Annotated in this window: 15 protein-coding genes; 8 read left to right on the top strand and 7 right to left on the bottom strand. The window is 66.5% G+C overall.

The window, feature by feature from the left end:
- Positions 1 to 10: 10 nt before the first annotated feature.
- The 3 genes from BLS34_RS07355 to BLS34_RS07345 form a co-directional block, all read right to left on the bottom strand.
- Complete coding sequence (locus BLS34_RS07355; protein ID WP_093149299.1) at positions 11 to 925, bottom strand: ABC transporter permease; 915 nt, start codon at positions 923 to 925, stop codon at positions 11 to 13.
- Positions 926 to 931: 6 nt separating this feature from the next.
- A complete protein-coding gene (locus tag BLS34_RS07350) occupies positions 932 to 2,095 on the bottom strand; it encodes an ABC transporter substrate-binding protein (RefSeq protein WP_093149297.1) in 1,164 nt (387 codons plus the stop codon).
- A 201-nt stretch (positions 2,096 to 2,296) separates the two neighbouring features.
- Complete coding sequence (locus BLS34_RS07345; RefSeq protein WP_175474141.1) at positions 2,297 to 3,439, bottom strand: DUF3616 domain-containing protein; 1,143 nt, start codon at positions 3,437 to 3,439, stop codon at positions 2,297 to 2,299.
- Between the two features lie 182 nt (positions 3,440 to 3,621).
- Between BLS34_RS07345 and BLS34_RS07340 the strand changes: the two genes are divergently transcribed.
- From BLS34_RS07340 to BLS34_RS07330, 3 genes are all read left to right on the top strand, one after another.
- Positions 3,622 to 4,287, top strand: a complete 666-nt coding sequence (locus BLS34_RS07340) for an FAD-binding oxidoreductase (RefSeq protein WP_093149293.1) — start codon at positions 3,622 to 3,624, stop codon at positions 4,285 to 4,287.
- Between the two features lie 91 nt (positions 4,288 to 4,378).
- Positions 4,379 to 5,215, top strand: coding sequence for an SH3 domain-containing protein (locus BLS34_RS26645; protein WP_093149291.1), 837 nt, complete (start codon positions 4,379 to 4,381; stop codon positions 5,213 to 5,215).
- Positions 5,215 to 6,222, top strand: coding sequence for a hypothetical protein (locus tag BLS34_RS07330; RefSeq protein ID WP_093149289.1), 1,008 nt, complete (start codon positions 5,215 to 5,217; stop codon positions 6,220 to 6,222). The genes BLS34_RS26645 and BLS34_RS07330 overlap by 1 nt, the downstream gene beginning before the upstream one ends.
- Positions 6,223 to 6,297: 75 nt before the next feature.
- Here BLS34_RS07330 and BLS34_RS07325 read toward each other — a convergent pair whose 3' ends face one another.
- The 4 genes from BLS34_RS07325 to BLS34_RS07310 are packed head-to-tail and all read right to left on the bottom strand — an operon-like array spanning position 6,298 to position 9,736.
- Positions 6,298 to 7,416, bottom strand: a complete 1,119-nt coding sequence (locus BLS34_RS07325) for a CaiB/BaiF CoA transferase family protein (protein ID WP_245565559.1) — start codon at positions 7,414 to 7,416, stop codon at positions 6,298 to 6,300.
- A complete protein-coding gene (locus BLS34_RS07320; protein WP_028793214.1) occupies positions 7,416 to 8,573 on the bottom strand; it encodes an acyl-CoA dehydrogenase family protein in 1,158 nt (385 codons plus the stop codon). Before BLS34_RS07320 ends, BLS34_RS07325 begins: the two co-directional genes overlap by 1 nt.
- A 40-nt stretch (positions 8,574 to 8,613) precedes the next feature.
- Positions 8,614 to 9,195, bottom strand: a complete 582-nt coding sequence (locus BLS34_RS07315; RefSeq protein ID WP_093149288.1) for a thiamine pyrophosphate-dependent enzyme — start codon at positions 9,193 to 9,195, stop codon at positions 8,614 to 8,616.
- A gap of 1 nt (position 9,196) precedes the next feature.
- Positions 9,197 to 9,736, bottom strand: coding sequence for a thiamine pyrophosphate-binding protein (locus BLS34_RS07310; RefSeq protein ID WP_093149286.1), 540 nt, complete (start codon positions 9,734 to 9,736; stop codon positions 9,197 to 9,199).
- Positions 9,737 to 9,843: 107 nt separating this feature from the next.
- On the opposite strand from BLS34_RS07310, the gene BLS34_RS07305 reads away from it, so the two are divergent.
- The 5 genes from BLS34_RS07305 to BLS34_RS07285 all read left to right on the top strand — a co-directional run bounded on the left by BLS34_RS07305 (position 9,844) and on the right by BLS34_RS07285 (position 15,542).
- Positions 9,844 to 10,791: a LysR family transcriptional regulator gene (locus tag BLS34_RS07305; protein ID WP_139189147.1), complete on the top strand. Its 948-nt coding sequence runs from the start codon at positions 9,844 to 9,846 to the stop codon at positions 10,789 to 10,791.
- A gap of 34 nt (positions 10,792 to 10,825) precedes the next feature.
- On the top strand, positions 10,826 to 11,794 hold the full coding sequence (locus BLS34_RS07300) for a LysR family transcriptional regulator (RefSeq protein WP_093149282.1): 969 nt from the start codon (positions 10,826 to 10,828) through the stop codon (positions 11,792 to 11,794).
- A 283-nt stretch (positions 11,795 to 12,077) separates the two neighbouring features.
- Positions 12,078 to 13,619 (top strand): ABC transporter substrate-binding protein, encoded by a 1,542-nt coding sequence (locus tag BLS34_RS07295; RefSeq protein ID WP_051243931.1) that lies wholly within the window; start codon positions 12,078 to 12,080, stop codon positions 13,617 to 13,619.
- A 98-nt stretch (positions 13,620 to 13,717) separates the two neighbouring features.
- Positions 13,718 to 14,635 carry an ABC transporter permease gene (locus tag BLS34_RS07290; protein ID WP_028793208.1) on the top strand — a complete coding sequence of 306 codons (918 nt, stop codon included), beginning with the start codon at positions 13,718 to 13,720 and terminating at the stop codon, positions 14,633 to 14,635.
- 10 nt (positions 14,636 to 14,645) lie between these two features.
- Positions 14,646 to 15,542 (top strand): ABC transporter permease subunit, encoded by an 897-nt coding sequence (locus BLS34_RS07285; RefSeq protein ID WP_038014257.1) that lies wholly within the window; start codon positions 14,646 to 14,648, stop codon positions 15,540 to 15,542.
- Positions 15,543 to 15,545 lie beyond the last annotated feature (3 nt).

Below are 15,545 nucleotides of genomic sequence, written 5' to 3'. Positions count from 1 at the left end.
ATCCCGCCCCTCAGTTCATCGGTGCCAGGATCTTGGTCAGGTCGAACAGCTTGTGGCCGACATAGAGCAGCCCCATCAGCGTCGCCATCATGATCGCGCTCACCGCCATCGCCAGCGGGAAGTCGAGGGCTGTGATCGCCTGGGTGGCGATCAGGCCGGCATTCACCGCGCCCGGCCCGCCCATGATGTTGGGGATCAGGGCGACGCCGAGACCGTTGACGAAGATGAAAACCGCACCGGCGAAGATGCCCGGGGCCGCCAACGGCAGGATCACGTCCACAAACCGCCGCACCGGTCCCGCCCCCAGATCGTCGCAGACCTCGAAGATGTATTTGGGCACCGCCTCCATGGCCAGAAAGCCGGAGAACACGATGAACGGCATGAAGGACAGCACCTCGCCGATGATCACGCCGGTATGGGTATAGAGCAGGGCGGTGATCGGCTCGTCGATCAGGCCGAGATTGAGCAGCGTCTCGTTCACCAGCCCGTTGCGCTGGAGCACCGGCCGCAGGGCGAAGATGCGGATGATCTCCGACACCATGAACGGCAGGATGAACAGCAGCACGACCCGGTGCTGGGCCGCCTGCGGCACCGACTTGCGCACGAACACCGCGATCGGAAAGCCGAGGCAGAACGACACCGCGACCGAGATCAGGGAATAGCCCATGGAGGCGAGGAAATTCTCCAGCCGGGCGGAGAAGAAGAAATTCTCGTAGGCCAGCAGGCTGAAGCCCGGCTCCATCCAGAACATGGTGCGCTCGAACACACTGAACACCACGGTCAGCGCCATCGGCAGGGCGAAGAACAGCACCATGAAGACGATCGGGATATAGAACGCCCAGCCCGACATCCGCTCACGCAAAGTCGGCCGGAAAGGCTCGACGGGGGGAAGCCCGCCGAGCCCGGTATCGGTCGCGTCGGTCATCGGGTGTCAGGCAGCCTGAACCCGGGACCACCAGTCCTGATAGGCACGCATGTTGGTCGGGAACACGTTCTGCCAGGAGTTGCCCGCGATCGCGATCCGGTCCTTCTTGCGGGCCAGACGGTCGTTGATCAGCGCCTTGGTTTCGGCGTCGAAGGTATCCGGATTGGCGTCCACGTATTCCAGCACGCCGGTCATCTGCGGCGTGAAGCCGAGGCCGGCGAGCGTGCGGGCGCCGAACCAGGGCGACAGGTACAGGTTCGCCAGCTTGTAGAACGTCTCGTCCATACCGCGCTCGCGGCCGCCGCGGGTCAGCATGACGATGTTGTTCCAGGTCTGGTGCCCCTCCTTCATCGTGCCGTAGCGGATGTCCTTGCCGGCCTTCTTGGCGGCGACGATCTGCACCGGCTCCCAGCAGGAGGCGACCAGCACCTCTTCCGAGGCCAGCAGGTCGACGCCGTTCTGGAATCCGTCCCAGAAGGTGCGGAACTGACCGGCCTTCTTCTTGTCGATCAGGAACTGGCAGACCCCCTTCACCTCGTCCTCGGTCATGTCGGACGGGTTGTCGATGTCCTGCTTGCCCGACTGCTTGAGGTAGATCGCGGTGTTGGTCAGGGTCGGCCCGAAATCGTTCTGCAGAGCGGCCCGACCCTTGAACTGCTCGTCGAACAGCACCTCCCAGGAGGTCAGCTCCTCACCAATGACGTCGTAGTTGAAGGCCAGCGCATCGGCGTTGGAGATGTAGGGGATGGCGTAGACCTTGCCCTCGTAGCGGATGGTGTCCGCCGCGTCGCCGCCGTCGAGATAGCGCTTCTCGATGATCGACCAGTTCGGGATCTTCGCGGTGTCGAGTTCGGCGATGGCGTTCTGGCTCGCCAGCGCGTCCTCCATGCCGCCGCCATTGTCGGTCATGGCGTCGTAGAGCGCGTTGCCGTCGCCGACCACCATCTTCTGGATCGACTCGTCGGCCCGCGCGCTCTTGGCGACGTTGACCAGCTTGATGCCGGCCTCCTTCTCCATCGAGCTCCAATCCTTCTCGCCGACCCGGGCGATGCCCGGCGCCCAGAACTTCAGGCCCTCATCCGCGCTGGCGACGCTCGGCAGCATCGCCGCAGTCGCGGCCGTTCCCATCAGCGCCATCATGTGGCGGCGGGTGAATTCAAACTGGTTCATGATCTTCGAAGCCCCCTAAAAGCTCGTCCCAGACTGCGGTGGCGCCACGCCTCCCATTTATCTGTCGGCCAGTGTTTCCCTGGCCTCGTTCGTAGCTATGACGCCGGTTGGGAGGTAGCTTGATCGGGCTCCGGTTCAATTGGCAAGACGTGAAAACTGAAAACTGTCGACAGATTTTGGCCGGGTGCCGTTCCGCCGGGGTCAGTCGATCGCGAACAGGTCGGCGCGGATCGCCGTCTCGTCCGACAACCGACCCTGGGCGGGGCTGTCATAGACCACCATCAGTTCGCGACCGCCGTCGCTGCGCTCGGTCAGGGCGATCCCCTCGGCATGGTCGGTGCCGTAGCCGTAGGGAAGATCGATGACCCGCTCCAGCTTCTGGTAGGGGATCACCGCCTGCTTCAGCGCCGACGTTGTCCACGCACCGGGCCAGCGGATCAGCGCCACCGGACCGTCCAGGTCCATTGTCGGCCCGGCCAGGATCAGGAGGTCGTCGCCGTCGGCCTGCAGATCGCGGATCCCCAGGCCCTCCAGGTCGATGAAATATTTGCGGTACCGCTCCCCGTCCGGCCCGATCCGGCGTGGCTTCAGGTGGCCGGATTTGGTCATCTTCATCCGCAGTTCCAGGATCACCGCCCAGCCGCGCAGGACGGGGCCGCGAAGGCCGAGCAGTACCCGGTCGCCCCGGGCGGCGATGCCCTCGATGTCGAAGCCGTTCTCCTTGCAGGGAATGTCCATGAACCGGCCGAGATGGATGTCCTTGGCCAGGCTCTTGGTGAAGGCCGTCCTGCCCTTGCGCAGGCGCACGCTGGACGGCCGCCTCCCGTCCTCGGTCTCGGTCAGGGACGGCATCCAGGTCCCGTTGCCGGCATCCACCAGCGGCAGTCGGCCGATTACCCGGCGGGCCACGTTGCTCTTCACCTCGGTCAGCCGGTTCATGGCCACCGCTGGGTCGGTCTCGTGCCATTTCGGCTTCTTGCGGGTCAGGCCGTGGGAGCCGGTGATCCACAGCCACCCGTCGTCGATCGCCAGCCCCTCGATGTCGATCTCGTCGCCCTCGTCGCCATGAAGGTCGAAGGCCTCGTGCAGATTGTGGGTCTGGTGATCGGACCACCGGGCGCCGCCGGTGCGGGTGAGCTGCTCGATGGTCGTGGTTTCGTCGCAGGCCAGCCACATGCTGCGATCCAGGACCGCCAGCGCCGACAGATCCTGACGCACCGGGTCGAACACGGCATCGACGTCGGCATGGTGCTGGAAGTCGAGCCGGACCCGGCGCCGGGGCGTGGCGACCGTCGGCCATGGGGCGTCCGGATTGGCGGCGTCATTGGCGGCGTCTGCGGTCATTCGGGGCTCCTGCTGCCGGGGATGCATTTTAGCAAAACGACTGCCGGGCAGGCCCGGTTCCCCGAATTCACAGGGGCCTGTGAAACTCCGGCAAAACCGCCCCTTTTCTTCAGAAAACGGGTTGCGGAATCCGCAGAACCCCACACCTCGTTTTGTCGACGTGAGAGAAGGAGAAACATCCCATGGCACATAGCGTGGCCGTCCTGAGCACCGAGAACGTCACCCACAACGTGGTCCGCCTGACGGTGGAGAAGCCGGACGGGTACGACTACAAGCCCGGCCAGGCGACCGACGTCGCCCTCGACCGCGACGACTGGCGCGACGAGCAGCGGCCCTTCACCTTCACCTCCCTGACCGACGCCGACCATCTGGAATTCACCATCAAGGTCTATCCGGACCATGACGGGGTCACCGAGCAGATCGGCAAGCTGAAGAAGGGCGACCGTCTGCTGATCGACGAGCCCTGGGGCGCGATCCAGTACAAGGGGCCGGGCGTCTTCGTCGCCGGCGGCGCCGGGGTCACCCCGTTCATCGCCATCCTGCGCGACCTGCAGCGCAAGGGCGCGTTGTCGGGTCAGACGCTGATCTTCTCCAACAGCACCGAGCGGGACATCATCCTGCGCGACGAGTTCGAGGCGATGGACGGGCTCGACTGCCTGTTCACCGTCACCGACCAGGACGACAGCCCGTTGGCCCGCGGCCTGGTCGACCGTGAGTTCCTGAAGACGCACGTCGCCGATTTCAGCCAGGACTTCTACGTCTGCGGCCCGCCGAAGATGATCGACGCCGTGACCGAAGACCTCAAGGCGCTGGGGGCCGACCCGGACTCCGTGGTGCTTGAGGACTGACCATTTTCGAAAGCTCTGGCGAATAAACCGACGGGAACCCCGGTCTGACTCGTTCGTTACCCAGCGATACGAAAAAAAAGGAGGCCCCGACATGCGCCCCGATATCATGCGTCCCGATAGACGAAAGCGATACACGGCTCTCGCCCTTGCCGGCGCCCTGGCCGTGCAGCCCCTGGCCGCAGCACCGGCGTTTGCTCAGGACAGCAACAGCACCCTGGGCGTGTCCAACAAGAACATCGGCCGGGTTCTGGGCGGCATCGGCGGCGCGCTGCTCGGCTCGCAGATCGGTGGCGGCAGCGGAAAGTTGGTTGCCGTGGCCGCCGGTGCGATCGGCGGCCTGTTCCTGGGTGGCGAGGTGGCCGAATACCTCACCAAACGCGACCAGCAGGGCATCGCCGACACCTCCCAGCAGGCGCTGAACACCGGCCAGACCCAGACCTGGACCAACCCGGATACCGGCACCACGACCACCGCCCAGGTGCAGGAGGTGACCTACCGTCCGGCCCCGACCACCACCGCGACGCAGGACAGCAGCAAGCTGGCCTGGCGCGTGCCCACCATGCATCTCGTCGGCGCCGACTACGCGGCGACCACCAAAACCAACGTGCGCGGCGGCCCCAGCACCGACTACGCGGTGATGGACCAGCTCGAAGCGGGCGAGACCGTGCGGGTGGTCGGCAAGGTCGCCAACGAGAACTGGTACATGATCTCGCGTAACGGCATCGGCAAAGGCTTCGTCTTCGGCGACCTGCTGCGCCGGGTCGATACCGGCACCTATACCGCCGAGCGCCCGCAGTCGGGTGCCACCCAGGTGAACGCCCGCGAATGCTCGATCATCACCCAGCGGGTCGAGACCGCGAACGGCCGCACCGACACCCGCGAGGCGCAGGCCTGCCAGCGGGCCGACGGAACCTGGGAGCTGGTCTGATGCGCGCGACCTCCAAGAACATGATCCGCGCGGCCGGCCTCTCCCTGCTGATGGTGCCCGCCGCATTCGCCACCGCCACGGCCGCCGAACGGCTGGTGGTGCAGGAGCCGGACCTGCTGGTCGTGGTGGACCGTGAGGTCGGCTGCGGCGAGATCACCGAGTTGACCATGCGCTCTTCCGACCGCGACCTGTTCCGCAAGGACAGCCCGCGCATGCAGCGGGTGGTCGACGGCACCCGGGCGATCCTCGGCTTCGAATGCGCCCGGACCCCGGCCTTCAACATCACCGGCGAGGACAATCGCACCGGCGAGGTCGTGTTCCGCGGCACCGCCGGCGACCCGACCCAGTGGCTTGTCCGGTCGAGCGAGGCCCTCGCCGCCGCACCGTCGGGGACGGGCTCGACCGTCGGCAGCGGTTCGACCGCCGCGCCGACCTCCAACTCGGTCTCGCTCGGCAGCGATGCCGTCGGCGGGGTGCGCACCGGCATGACGGTGGCCGAGGCGTCCAACGCCGCCGGCGGCGACTTCCCGGGCAAGCCTGTCTATCGCCGCGACCTGCAGGCCCTGGTCGCCGGCGACGAGGATTGCGTCGGCCGTCTGCAGAGCAATACCCGCCTGATCGCCGGTCAGCGCTGCCTGGTCGGCCAGACCGTGGAAAGCGACCCGCCGCGGGTCTACCAGACCATCCTGCATCAGGCGGTGGACCAGGATCAGCGCGCGCAGATCGTCGCCCAGCTCGAGGAACGCTTCGGCCGCCCGGCCAAGCGCGAGCGCGGCGAACTGCCGGGGTCGAGCTCGAACAATGCCGGGAACAAGTACACCCTGCTGTCCTGGCGCGCACCGCTTGAGCGACCGATCGAGGCCTCGGCCCGGCCGAACGGCATCGACCCGGTGAGCCACGAGTTGGAGGCCCTGGTGGTCAGCTACGGCCAGACCACCGAGGTCACTCTGTGGTCGACCGACACCGCCCTGCTCGCCAGCAATCCGCAGATCAAGGCGAAGTTCTGAGCCGACGCTCCATAACGAACCTGCCGTCAGCCCCGGACGTGATCTGGGGCTGATCGCGTTTCCCGGAAGGGCTCCCTATCCCAGGTCCAGATCCTTGTGTTCCCCCACCGCCGGGACCGGGCCGTAGCTGCGGGTACGGCCGTCGACGATGGCCGCCGGCGCCGGGTAGGAGACCGGGCCGTTCGGCGTCTCCACCGTCACCCGGCGCACATGCGGATGGGCCGCCAACGCATCCATGTCATTGACCCGGGCGAAGGCGACATCCGCCTTGTCCAGCATCGCCTCCAGCGCGTCGGCGGTGTGCCGGGAGAAGACCTCGGCGACCAGACCGTCGGTCTGCGGCCGGTTGCGGACCCGCAGCACGTTGGTCTTGTACAGCTCGTGCACGGTCAGGCCCTCGTCCCCCAGCACATGGCGGGCGAGACTGGCCCATTCCCGCTCGCTCTGGATCGAGATCAGGATGAGGATGCCGTCCGACGAGGCGAAGGCGCCGTAAGGGGAGATGGACGGGTGGGCGAGGCCGATCCGCTTGGGCGACTTGCCGCCCTCGTGGTTCAGCAGCGGCACCGTCTCCCAGTCGGCCATGACGTCGAACATGGAGATCCGGATATCGGCGCCGTCGCCATGAATACCCCGGCCGATCAGCGCCTCCAGGATGGCGGCATGCGCGGTCGATCCGGTGGCGATATCGACCACGGAGATGCCGACCCGGGCCGGCCCGTCCGAGCCGCCGGTGATCGAGCACAGGCCGGACTCGGCCTGGATCAGCAGGTCGTAGGCCTTGCGCTTGGCCAGCGGGCCGCTGTCGCCGTAGCCGCTGATCGAACACAGGATCAGCTTCGGATGGTCCCTGCGGATCTGCTCCAGCGGGAAGCCGAGACGACCGATGGCGCCCGGTTTCAGGTTCTGCACCAGCACGTCGGCCTCGGCGATCAGCGTGCCGAGGGTCTGCTTGCCCGCGTCGCTCGCCAGGTCGAGCACCAGGGATTCCTTGCCCCGGTTGAGCCAGACGAAATAGCTGCTCTGCCCCTGGGCCACGTCGTCGTAGCCGCGGGCGAAATCGCCCTCCGGCCGCTCGATCTTGATCACCCGCGCGCCGGCATCGGCCAGCCGCGAGGTGCAGAACGGAGCCGCCACCGCCTGTTCCAGGGCGAGGACGGTCAGTCCCTCCAGGGGACGCATCTTGTCCGCCATCAGAATGACCGGGGCAGGCCGAGAACGTGCTCGGCCACGTAGCTGAGGATCAGGTTGGTGGAGATCGGCGCCACCTGATAGAGCCGGGTCTCGCGGAACTTGCGCTCCACGTCGTACTCGGTGGCGAAGCCGAAGCCGCCATGGAACTGGATGCAGGCATTCGCCGCCTCCCAGGACGCCTTGGCGGCTAGGTACTTGGCCATGTTGGCCTGGGCGCCGCAGGGCTGGTTGGCGTCGAACAGCCGGCAGGCCTCGAACCGCATCAGGCTGGCGGCCTCGATCTCGATATGGCTCTCGGCGATCGGGAACTGCACGCCCTGGTTCTGGCCGATCGGCCGACCGAACACCACGCGCTCCTTGGCATAGGCGGTCACCTTGTCGATGAACCAGTGGCCGTCGCCGATGCACTCGGCGGCGATCAGGGCGCGCTCGGCGTTCAGCCCGTCGAGGATGTATTTGAAGCCCATCCCCTCCTCGCCGATCAGGTTCTCGGCCGGGATCTCCAGATTGTCGAAGAACAGCTCGTTGGTCTCGTGGTTGACCATGTTCTGGATCGGCTTGACCTCCATGCCGTTGCCGATCGCGTCCTTCAGATCGACGATGAAGATCGACATGCCGCGCGACTTCTTCTCGACCTCCTCCAGCGGCGTGGTGCGGGCCAGCAGGATCATCAGGTCGGAATGCTGGATCCGCGAGATCCAGACCTTCTGGCCGTTGATGACGTAGCGGTCGCCCTTGCGCTCGGCCTTGGTCTTGATCTTGGTCGTGTCGGTGCCGGTGGTCGGCTCGGTCACGCCCATGGACTGCAGCCGCAACTCTCCCGACGCGATCTTCGGCAGATAATACTTTTTCTGTTCGTCCGAGCCGTGCCGCAGCAGCGTGCCCATGTTGTACATCTGGCCGTGGCAGGCGCCGGAATTGCCGCCGGAGCGGTTGATCTCCTCCATGATCACGGAGGCTTCGGTGAGGCCGAGGCCGGACCCGCCGAATTCCTCCGGGATCAGGGCGGCGAGCCAGCCGGCCTTGGTGAGCGCATCGACGAACTCCGCCGGATAGCCGCGCTTCTCGTCCACGCCCCTGTGATATTCGGGCGGGAACTCGGCGCAGAGCGCGCGCACGGCGTCACGAATGTCGGTGTAGTCGTCAGCAGGCGTCACCTGTTCCTCCGAAGCTGTCTGGTCTTTTTTACGGCTGCGGTCAGATTGTCGGATGACCGAGCGCGTTACGGAAGCGGTTCTTTACATAGACCCCGTCGCGCGGAGGCAAGACGCGATCGACCTCGCCGACATCGATCTTCACCGTGGCGAAGCTGGTCCCGGCGCGGGCATGGATGCGGTCGCGCAGCTCGGCGACGCCGTCCATGTCGTCGACCACCTTGGCCCAGGGGAAGTTCGCCGCCGCCGCCATGCGCGACAGCTCGAGGCCCCGGCCGGCATGGCTCTGCTGCATGCCGGTCTCGCCGTAATGCCCGTTGTCCAGCACGGCGAAGGTCAGGTTCGGCGGCAGCACCTGGCCGATGGTCGCCAACGCGCCGAGACCCATCAGCATCTCGCCGTCGCCGGTCAGCACCAGCACGGACCGGCTGCGCTGGCTCATCGCCAGGCCGAAGCCGACGGTGGCGGCACTGCCCATGGCGGCCCAGAGGTAGTAGTTGTGGTCGTGGTCGCCGGCGGCCATGGCGTCGTAGCTGGGCGAGCCCAGGCCGGTGACGACCAGCAGGTCGCCGCGATCCTTCAGGAGTTCCGCCGTCACCGCGCGGCGGTCGAGCAATCCGGTCATCTCACTTCACCCACTTCTTCTCGCCGATCAGCCGCTGGCCCAGCAGGACCGCGCAGCTCTCGTCGCCATTGAACGCCATGGTCGCGGCCCCCTGGATCAGCGGCGCCACCTCGTCGGGATGGTCTGCGCGCCAGGTCCGCACGCCCATGAGCTGGAGTGCGGCCTCGGTCGCCTGGCCCATCGGGTTCTGCCACGGATTGAACTCCGCCCAGTCGCCGCGCATGGTCACCAGCATCAGCAGCGGAAACCGCGTCATCGCCTGCAGCGCCAGCGTGTTCAGGCAGTTGCCGACCCCGCTGGACTGCATCAGCAGCGCCCCACGCTCGCCACCGAGCCAGGCACCCGCGAGGTAGCCGATGCCCTCCTCCTCGGTGGTCAGGGCCAGGGAGGTGATCTCGTTGTCGGCCTCGGCCCCGCGGATCGCGGCGGCATGGCCGGCGTCGGGCACGTAGACCACGTGTCGGACGTCGAAGCTTCGCAGGATCGGCAGCACCTGATCCTGCCAGGTCTCTTGGCCCTTTAAGGCCGGCATTGCGGTCATCTCGCCTCCAGAATGCGCGTATCAGCGGCGCATACCGGGGTACCGGGGCCTGAAGCAGAATACGAGAAGCATATTTCTCAATCAGATATGCCGTGGTTAAATACCTGATGGATCTGAGGCAGCTGAAGACCTTCCTGCATGTGGCCGAACTGGGCAGCCTGAGCCGCGCGGCGGACCGGCTAAACACGGCCCAGCCGGCGCTCGGCCGGCAGATCCGGCTGCTGGAGGAGGAACTGGGCGGGGCGCTGTTCTCGCGCCACGGACGCGGCATGGTGCTGACCGACACCGGGTCGCTGCTGGTGGAGCGGGCGACGGCGATCCTGCGCATGGTGGAGGATACCCGCGAGGAACTGACCGCCTCCCTGGGTGCCGTCAGCGGGGCGGTCAGCCTAGGGGTGCCGCCGACGGCGGGTGAGGTGATCTCCGGCCGGCTGGTGGAGCGGTTCCTGCGCGACTATCCGCAGGTGACCGTCCGCATCGTGCCGGCCTTCAGCGGCTATCTGTCGGAGATGCTGCAGCGAGGCGAGATCGACCTGGCGGTGATGTACCAGACCTCGGCGATCCGGCACATTCCCGCCGAGCCACTGATTCAGGAGACGCTGTTTCTCGTCGGCGCCGCCGGATCCGAGCTGGATCTGGAGATCCCGCGCGACTTCGCCTCCCTGGCCGATCTGCCGCTGGTGCTGCCCGGACCGCGCCACGGGCTGCGGATCCTGCTGGAGAACGCCGCCCGGCAGGCCGGCATCGCCCTGCGGGTGACAGTGGAGGCGGACGCGCTGCAGACCCTGAAGGAACTCGCCGCCCGGGGCCTCGCCCACACGGTGCTGCCGCTGCCGGCGATCCACCCCGATCTGCGGGCAGGCACGTTGCGGGCAGCCCCGATCGCCAACCCGACCCTGGATCGCCGGCTGGTGCTGGCCCGCTCCATCGTGCGCCCGGCGTCCCGCGCGGTGCGGGTCTTCGCCGATACCCTGCGGGCGGAAACCGCCGATATGGTGCGCGACGGCATCTGGCAGGGCGAGTTGCTGCTCGACCGGGCGCCCCGATCCGGGTAGCGATGAGGCGCAGGAGCCCTGGGAGGGACCGTCCATGACCAGCGACACACCCTCGGTTTACCGCGACGGCATCGCCAGCCGGCTGTTCCGCGACGTGCTGAAGATCCGCCACCTGCGGATCCTGGCCGCCCTCGACCAGATGCGGCAGATCACCAAGGTCGCCCGCGCCTTCAACGTCACCCAGCCGGCGATCTCCAAGCAGATCGCCGAGCTGGAACGCGAACTGGGCACCCCGATCATCGTGCGCCAGGGCAATTCGGTGGCCTTCACGCCGGCGGGCACGCTGCTGGTGCGCCACGCCAAGGACGTGCTGTCGCGGATCCAGCGCACCGAGTTCGATATCGAGGCGCTGCGCAAGGGGCTTGGCGGCAACGTGCGGATCGGGGTCGCGTCCAGCCTGATGCCGACCATCGTACCGGAAGCCATCCGGCTGATGATCCAGGCGGCCCCCTCCTGCGTCGTCACCGTGTCGGAAGGACATTTCGGTCAGATGCTGCCGCAGCTCTATGCCGGCGACCTTGACCTCCTGGTCATGCGGATCTGGAAACCCTTCACCGTCGAGGGGATAGAGCAACTCTCGCTGGGCCGCGAGCCGCTGGTGGTGGTCGCCGGCACCGACCACCCGCTCGCCCGGCAGAAGGACATTAGCTGGGAGACCGTCCTGGAATGGCCGTGGCTCAAGGCCGCGTCCGGGTCCCTGGCGGCGGACGGCATGAGCGAGTTCCTGGCGGAGAAGGGCCTCGGCCCGTTGCCGGGTCAGATCGAAGCCACCTCCATCGTGCTCAGTCTCAGCATGATGCGATTGATACCCTGCCTCGCCTTGTTCCCCGAACGGCTGGCCCGCTACCATTCGGCCCGCGGTGAGCTGGCGATCCTGTCGATCAGCACCGGCGGCTATCTGTCGGAGTCAAATTGCTTCTGGCTGACCAGCCAGACCGACGAAACGGTCAGCCTGCTGCGCGAATGCCTGGTTCAGGCGGCCCGGGATCTGTTCGAGAATTGACTTTCAAATATTACCGTTCTGTTATGTTGCACGCGCGAAATGTAATTTGTTGCGGTTGGAAGCGGCTGTTAGCGTTTCACCCGAGGGGAGAATTCGGGTCGCATCCACGCCGCGCCTAGCCGGCCTCAAGAGCCGGGTCGACACCACCATTTTCGCGGATGGAGAATGATCGCTTCTCCCAATTCGGGGGCGGTACCTGTCCGGCACGAGCGCCGGTGCGGGGATCGAAAATCACCCGCCGCATTCAATGGCGGGCCATGAGCAAACACGGAGGTAGACCACCATGACACCAAGGACGTCGCGACGCGTCGGCTTGAGGGGAGCGGCCGTACTGGCCGCTCTGACCGCGGCCGCATGGCTGCCGACCCCGGCCGAGGCCGGCAAGGCGAACGACACGCTGAACATCGCCTGGGACCGCGAGCTCCCGAATGCCGACTACTATTTCAACAACTCGCGCGAAGGCATCGTCGTCAACCGGATGATCTGGGACAACCTGATCTACCGCGACCCGAACACCGGCGAGTTCAAGGGCCTGCTGGCCGAGAGCTTCGAGATCGTCGACGACACGACCTTCGAGTTCAAGCTGCGCAAGGGCGTGACGTTCCACAACGGTGAGGAGTTCGATGCCGGCGATGTCGTCGCGACGATCAATTTCCTCCTGAAGCCGGATACCGGCAAGCTCGCCCAGCAGGGCGTTGACTGGATCAAGGGCGCCGAGGCAATCGACGATTACACGGTGCGGATCTACGCGATCGAACCGAACCCGCTGGCGCTGCTGTATCTGGCCGGCGACGTGCCGATCTATCCGGAGAAGTACTACGCCGAGGTCGGCCCGAGCGGGATGGGTCAGGCGCCGGTCGGCACCGGTCCCTACAAGGTCGAGAAGCTGGTCCCCGGCAAGGAGATCGTGTTCAAGGCCAATGAGAACTACTACGCAGGGAGCCCGAAGGGTCAGCCGGCGATCGGGACGATCCATCAGCGCACCATTCCCGACGTGAACACCCAGATCGTCGAGCTGACTTCCGGTAAGCTGGACTGGATCTGGAAGGTTCCGCCGGATCAGGCCGAGAAGCTCGCCACCCTGCCGAGCCTTAACGTCGTCTCGGCCGGCACCATGCGCGTCGGCTACCTGACGTTCGATGTCACTGGCAAGTCCGGCGATAACCCGTTCCAGGACGTCCGCGTCCGTAAGGCGGTGTCCCATGCCATCGACCGCAAGGCGATCGTGGACAACATCGTGCGCGGCGCCTCCGAGGTGATTCACTCGGCCTGCTTCCCGGAGCAGTTCGGCTGCACCCAGGACGTGACCCAGTATGAGTACGACCCGGAGAAGGCGAAGGCCCTGCTGGCCGAAGCCGGCTATCCGGACGGCTTCCGCACGGAGTTCTACGCCTATCGCAACCGCGACTATCTCGAGCCGATGCTGGGCTTCCTGCAGCAGGTCGGTATCGAGACCGACCTGCGGTTCGGCAAGTACGCCGCGACCCGCGACGCGATCCGCTCCGGCAACGTGCCGCTGGCGTTCATGACCTGGGGCTCCGGCTCGGTGCCCGATGTCGACGCGATCGCCCCGGTGTTCTTCGGCGGCGGTCCGGACGATCTGGCCCAGGACCCCGAGGTTCATGAGGCCCTCAAGAAGGGCGGCGGGACCGTCGATCGGGACGTCCGCCTGGCGGCCTACGACAAGGCGCTGAACAAGATCGCGGCGGAGGCCTATTGGCTGCCCCTGTGGACGTTCAACACCAACTACGCGATGAGCCAGGACGTGGACTGGACGCCGACGGCGGACGAGATCCCGCGCTTCTTCCTCGCCGATTGGAAGTAAGCTAGCCCATCCCGCGACCGCCCCCGGTTCCGTCGCCCCAGAGGTGACGACGGCCGGGGGCGGCCGCACTTCCCATTCCTCCAGCTGATGGCGCTGCGATGCTTGTCTACACCGCAAAACGCTTGCTCCTGGCCATCCTTGTGAGCCTCACGGTCTCGGCCCTGGTGTTCAGCCTGCTGTACCTCAGCGGCGATCCCGCGACGGCGCTGGCCGGCGAGCGCGCCAACGAGGCGGACATCCAGGCGATCAAGGCGGCCTACGGCTTCGACCAGCCGGTCTATGTCCAGTACTTCAAATGGCTGGGCGGCGCGGTTCAGGGCGAGTTCGGCCAGTCGGTCTATTTCCGCATGCCGGTGATCGACCTGATCGTGGAACGCCTGCCGGTGACCATGATGCTCGGGGTCAGTGCGATGATCTTCGCCCTGGTGCTGGCAATCCCCCTCGGCGTGCTGGCGGCGATGTATCAGAACAGCCTGATCGACCGCGCCGCGCTGCTGCTGGCCGTCGTCGGCCAGGCGATGCCCAGCTTCTGGTTCGCGCTGATGTTGATCGTCGTCTTCGCCTACTGGGTTCCCATACTGCCGGCCAGCGGGTCGGATTCCTGGGAGCATTTCGTGCTGCCGACCATCGTTCTCGGCTATTACGCGACCCCGGCCTTCATGCGCCTGACCCGCACCGGCCTGCTCGACGTGCTGTCGTCGGACTATGTCCGCACCGCCCGCGCCAAGGGCCTGAGCCCGGCCATGGTGCTGTTCAAGCACGCCCTGCGCAACGCCATCATCCCGGTGGTCAGCCTGGCCGCGGTGCAGTTCGGCTTCATGCTCACCGGCTCGATCATCATCGAGACGGTCTTCGCCCTGCACGGCGCCGGCTTCCTTGCCTGGGAGTCGATCTCGCGCTCGGACTTCCCCACGGTGCAGGCGGTACTGCTGCTGTTCTCGTGGTTCTACATCATCCTCACCTTCCTGGCGGATCTGCTGAACGCCTGGCTCAACCCCAGAATCCGGGTGGCTTGAGATGTCGATCATGACCCCCACCGCCCCCACCGCCGAGGTCATCCTGGCGCCGACCCCGGGCCAGATCCTGCGCCGCAGGATCTTCGGCCACCGGGGCATCGTCATCGGCGGCGGGATCTTCTTCGTCATCGTCCTGATGGCCCTGTTCGCGCCGCTGATCGCGCCCTACGATCCGTATCATCAGGACCTGATCGCCCGCATGGCGCCGCCGGTCTGGCAGGACAGGGGCACCTGGGAGCACATCCTGGGCACCGACCAGGTCGGCCGCGACTATCTCAGCCGGCTGATCTACGGCGCGCGGATCTCCCTGCTGATCGGCATCATGGCGGCGCTGATCTCCGGCATCATCGGCACCGTCATGGGCGTGGCCGCCGGCTATTTCGGCGGCAAGGTCGACCTCGTCGTCACCTTCCTGATCACCTGCCGGCTGTCCCTGCCGGTGATCCTGGTCAGCCTCGCGGTGGTCGCCATCGTTGGCGGCTCGCTGGAGATGGTGATTCTGGTGCTCGGCCTGCTGCTGTGGGACCGCTACGCCGTGGTGATGCGCTCCAGCACCCAGCAGATCCGCTCGCTTGACTATGTTGCCGCGGCCCAGGCCGCCGGCTGCTCGACGTGGTACATCCTGGCGCGCGAGATCCTGCCGAACGTGATGAACCAGCTCATCGTCGTGGCGACGCTGGAATTCGCCCACGCGGTGCTGCTGGAGGCGGCGCTCAGCTTCCTCGGCCTCGGCGTCCAGCCGCCGCTGCCGTCCTGGGGTCTGATGATCTCGGAGGGCCGCAACTACATCCTGTTCGACCCCTGGCTGATCGCCATTCCCGGCTCCGCACTGTTCCTGCTGCTGCTGGCCGTCAACCTGCTGGGCGACGGCGTGCGCGACGTCACCGTTCCCGAGAACCGGGCCTAGGAG

The sequence above is a fragment of the Thalassobaculum litoreum DSM 18839 genome (assembly GCF_900102465.1).
Classification (GTDB): Bacteria; Pseudomonadota; Alphaproteobacteria; order Thalassobaculales; family Thalassobaculaceae; genus Thalassobaculum; species Thalassobaculum litoreum.
This window is presented reverse-complemented; position numbering and strand designations above follow the sequence as displayed.